This window comes from Novosphingobium sp. B-7 (assembly GCF_000410615.1).
Lineage (GTDB): Bacteria > Pseudomonadota > Alphaproteobacteria > Sphingomonadales > Sphingomonadaceae > Novosphingobium > Novosphingobium capsulatum.
Genome location: NZ_APCQ01000418.1, coordinates 1 through 4,132, shown reverse-complemented (window position 1 = coordinate 4,132; position 4,132 = coordinate 1). Strand labels below are relative to the sequence as shown.

Genomic DNA, 4,132 nt, shown 5'->3' with positions numbered 1-4,132 from the left:
GGCGGTGGCGGCAGGCCCCTTGCTGGTCGCCGCGATCGCCACGAGCAGCGCCCCGGCCCAGGCGGATGACCTGCGCAGCGCGCTGACCGCCGCCTACCAGACCAACCCCGATCTGCAGGCCGCGCGCGATTCGCTGCGCGCGACCGACGAGAACGTGCCGATCGCGCGGGCAGCAGCCCTGCCCTCGCTTTCGGGCAGCGCCAGCTACAACGAGTATGTCGACAAGGGCGGCTCGTATTTCTCCACCAGCTATCCCGATCGGGTGGTCAACCTGGGCGCGAACGCCGGGGTGCCGCTGTACAATGGGGGCGCGGTGAAGAACGGCATTCGCGCCGCCAAAACGCGAGTCGAGGCTGGGCGCGCTTCGCTGCGCGGCACCGAATCGAGCGTGTTCACCAGCACTGTCACGGCCTATATGGACGTGATCCGCGATGCCGCGATCGTCGGCCTGCAAAAGAACAACGTGCAGGTTCTTGAGGTCAACCTTCAGGCGACCAGCGACCGCTTCGAGATCGGCGACGTGACCCGTACCGACGTGGCGCAGTCGCGCTCGCGCCTGGCCCTGGCCCGCGCCAGCCTGCGTTCGGCCGAAGCCAATCTGGTGGCCAGCCGCGAAACCTATGTGCGGATCATCGGCCATGCACCGGGCACGCTGGAAGCGCCGCCGGCGCTGGCCGGCATGCCAGGTGGCGTCGAGGATGCGGTCGACTATGCGCTGGACAACAACCCCGACCTGCTGGCCGCGCGCGAAGCGAGCAAGGCCGCCGGGTTTGACGTGAAGGTGGCCGGCGCCAGCCGCCTGCCCACCATTGCGGCCAACGCATCGACCAATAACACCAACTATCTCAGCAGCTATCAGCCCGGCGTGCCCAATGCCTCGCGCAACATGGTAGCGGGGCTGACCGCATCGATCCCGTTGTTCCAGGGCGGCGCGCCAGCGGCCCGCGTGCGCCAGGCGCAGGCCACCCAGGGCGCGACGATGGAACAGGAAATCGGCACCGAGCGTGCGGTGATCGCCACGGTGCGTTCGGCCTGGTCGGCCTGGCTGGCAGCCAAGGAAGTGATCGGCCTCAACCAGACGGCGGTGGATGCGGCGGCGCTCAGCCTCGAGGGCGTGCGCGCGGAAAACACCGTGGGCAACCGCACCATCCTCAACATCCTCGATGCCGAGCAGGAACTGCTCAACGCCCAGGTGCAATTGGTCACCGCCAAGCGCAACGAATATGTCGCCGGCTTTGCCCTGCTTTCGGCGATGGGCAAGGCACAGGCGCGCGATCTCGGGCTCGATGGCGGGACGCTGTATGATCCCGTGGCCAACTATGAGCGGGTGCACCACCGCATCTGGGATTGGGACAGCGATCCCGCGCCGGTGGCCCGTGCCACCGCCACGGTTGACACCCCGGCCCAGGATGCGACAATCCCCGATCAGCCACTGCCCTGACCGCCGACGCCAGCCGCCGGTGATCGGGCACGAATATCTGTACAGCGTGGGCAACAGGAACGTGGGGGACAACAATGCGCCAGGCCGGTGAACCTTCGGTCGAGGAAATTCTCGAATCGATCAAGAAGGTGATCGCGCGCGATGTACGCGGCGAAGCGGCGGCCACCCCGGCCCCGCGTGCGCCGATGTCTGCCGCGGCCGCTGCCGCCGCGATTGCCCCCGCGCTTCAGGCCCAGGCCGGGCGCGAGGGTACCGCTGCCCCGCGCACCACCGCCAGCAACCCGGCAATCAGCATGACCCGCGCCGCCAGTCCGGCCGACGTGCTCGACCTGACCGACGTGGCCGCGCAGATCATGGGCGAATATGGCAAGGCAGCGGCCGATACCGGCGCCACGACGGGTGCCGAGGCTGACGAGGACGAGGACGAAGCCCTGGTCCCCCGCGAAGCAGCGGCGTCGATGCGTGATTCGCTGGCGGCGCTGGCCATGCTGGCCCAGCCCGGCGCCCAGCCGCAGATCGTGCGTTCGGGCGAAACCTCGCTGGAAGGCATGGTGCGCGACATGCTGCGCCCGATGCTGGCGCAGTGGCTGGAACGCAACCTGCCGGTCATGGTGGAAAAGATGGTGGCCGCCGAAATCGCCCGCATCGCTGGCAAGCGCGGCTGATGGGCAAATCGGCCGACAAGGAAATTGCCGAGGCGGAAGGCACGCTGGCCAAGCTCGGCGGCTTTGCCCCGCAGCGCCACATTTTCCTCTGCGCCGATTCCGACAAGGACAAGTGCTGCTCTGCCAAGGAAAGCGATGCGGCCTGGTCTTTCCTGAAAAAGCGGCTGGGCGAATTGAAGCTGGGCGGCAAGCAGGGCGTGCTGCGCAGCAAGGTCGGCTGCCTGCGCGTGTGCGCGGCAGGGCCAGTCGCCGTCGTCTATCCCGATGGCGTGTGGTATCATTCCTGCACTCCGCCGGTGCTGGAGCGGATCATCCAGGAGCACGTGATCGGCGGCGTGCCGGTGGCCGATTACCGGCTCAACCCGCCGGCTTCCTAAGCAGAAACGTCAGGCTTGTTGCCCTTCGACAGGCTCAGGGCGAACGGCCTTGCGAAAAGTTTCCGTTCGACCCGAGCTTGTCGAAGCCCATGCGCTTCTATCGGAGCATGGCCATCACGCTATGCCCGTCGCGGCGGGGAAACATCAGGGTCAGCAGCGCCAGCACCACGCTGTTGAGGATCAGGCCAATGAGCCCCGGGTTGATCCCGCCCGCTGAAACCCCAGTCAGTCGCATCCCGACGATCGCGAGCGCGGCCACGCCCATGCCGGCCAGCACGCCCCCCGCCCTTACCCGCCCGGTCCACAGCGCCGCGAGAAAGCCCGGCAGGGTCTGCACGATGCCGAAGTAGAACACGGTGTTGAGCATGGCGAGCAGCGGCACCTGGGCCATGGCGCCGGCGGCCGACAGCGCGATGAACAATGCCGTCACCCCTTGCGCCCAGCACTGCTGCGCGCGGCCGTCCAGGCCGGGCAACACGTTGCGGGTGATCAGCGGGGCAATCGCCAGACATACGCTGGACAGGATCACCATGCCCGCCAGGACCACGGCGGCCATGACCACGCCCAGCGCCCAGCCGGGCAGCAGATGCTGCGCCGTGGCCAGGAACACGAAATCGGGCTTGGCCACTGGCAGGTCCATGCGCCGGGCAAACACCGCCACGGCCATCAGCAGGGGGAACATCACCATGTAGAGCGGCGCGGCGGCCTGGGCGCGGACGATCGCCTGCGGCCCGCGCGCGGCAAACAGAAACGCCCAGTTCTGCGGAATCATGGCAAAGCCCAGCGCCTGCACCGCGATGGTGCTGAGCGCAAAGGGCAGGGTGACCGGCACTTGCGCGGCCACTGTGGCGGTTGCCACTGGCGCGGCTGCGCCCGGCCAGTGCAGCAGGGCCAATGCCCCCACCAGCAGGATCGCGCCCAGCATCAGCGCATCCTTGAGCACGGCAACGAATGCCGCCGCGCGCAGCCCTGCCAGCGCCACATAGGCCATCACCACCAGCCCCGCGCCAGCCAGCAGCAGTGGCATCGGCAGGCCCGGCGCCAGCGCGCCCAGAACCAGGCGGATGCCGGCGAACTGCATCGTTCCGATCGGCACCAGCAGGGCAATTGCGCCAAGCGCGATCACGCGTTCCAGCAGGCGGCTGTTGAAATGGGCGGCGAAGAAATCGGGAATCGTCACCGCGCCATAGAGGTTGCCCGCACGCCAGATCCACGGCCCCAGCACCGCCAGCACCGGCGCTGCCAGCAGGATATAGCCAAAGAACCACACCACGAAGCCTTCGCCACCGGCATAGACCCCGCCGGGAAAGCCCAGCATCGTGGCGATCGAATAGGTTTCCCCCACGCTCAGGAAAAAGAACAGGATCGCCCCCAGTTGCCCCCCCGCCACGAAAAAGGCGCGCGGCCCCTGCCCTGCCCCGCGCCGCGCCCACAGCGCGATCAGCAGCGACAGCGCCATGACCGCCACGAAAGCGGCAATCATGCCGGCACCGCGCGCTGGCGCCACCACAGCCAGGCACTGGTCGCCGGCGCACAGGCAAACAGCGCCCAGATGCGCAGGCCGATGCCAAGGCAGGTGGGGCCATCGGCCGGCACCGCCAGAACCGCAAGCAACACCAGCAGCACCGGAACCGCCAGGGTGATCAGCG

4 protein-coding genes are annotated in these 4,132 nt (G+C 68.2%); 3 read left to right on the top strand and 1 reads right to left on the bottom strand.

Going from position 1 to position 4,132, the window contains the following annotated elements:
- Positions 1-4: 4 nt before the first annotated feature.
- The 3 genes from H926_RS0105205 to H926_RS0105195 all read left to right on the top strand — a co-directional run bounded on the left by H926_RS0105205 (position 5) and on the right by H926_RS0105195 (position 2,483).
- The gene (locus H926_RS0105205; protein WP_028657615.1) at positions 5-1,441 is read left to right on the top strand and encodes a TolC family outer membrane protein; all 1,437 of its coding nucleotides are present in this window, start codon (positions 5-7) and stop codon (positions 1,439-1,441) included.
- A 74-nt stretch (positions 1,442-1,515) separates the two neighbouring features.
- The gene (locus H926_RS0105200) at positions 1,516-2,106 is read left to right on the top strand and encodes a DUF2497 domain-containing protein (protein ID WP_022675371.1); all 591 of its coding nucleotides are present in this window, start codon (positions 1,516-1,518) and stop codon (positions 2,104-2,106) included.
- Entirely contained in the window at positions 2,106-2,483 is a 378-nt protein-coding gene (locus H926_RS0105195; protein ID WP_022675370.1) for a ferredoxin, read from the top strand. Before H926_RS0105200 ends, H926_RS0105195 begins: the two co-directional genes overlap by 1 nt.
- A gap of 97 nt (positions 2,484-2,580) precedes the next feature.
- Here the strand turns inward: H926_RS0105195 and H926_RS25710 are convergent, their stop codons facing one another.
- The gene (locus tag H926_RS25710) at positions 2,581-3,966 is read right to left on the bottom strand and encodes a sodium:solute symporter (RefSeq protein ID WP_043607930.1); all 1,386 of its coding nucleotides are present in this window, start codon (positions 3,964-3,966) and stop codon (positions 2,581-2,583) included.
- Positions 3,967-4,132: the final 166 nt, after the last annotated feature.

Coding starts and splice junctions, on each gene's coding strand:
- H926_RS25710 (WP_043607930.1), bottom strand. CDS start 3,966: ATGATTGCCGCTTTCGTGGCGGTCATGGCGCTGTCGCTGCTGATCGCG.
- H926_RS0105200 (WP_022675371.1), top strand. CDS start 1,516: ATGCGCCAGGCCGGTGAACCTTCGGTCGAGGAAATTCTCGAATCGATC.
- H926_RS0105195 (WP_022675370.1), top strand. CDS start 2,106: ATGGGCAAATCGGCCGACAAGGAAATTGCCGAGGCGGAAGGCACGCTG.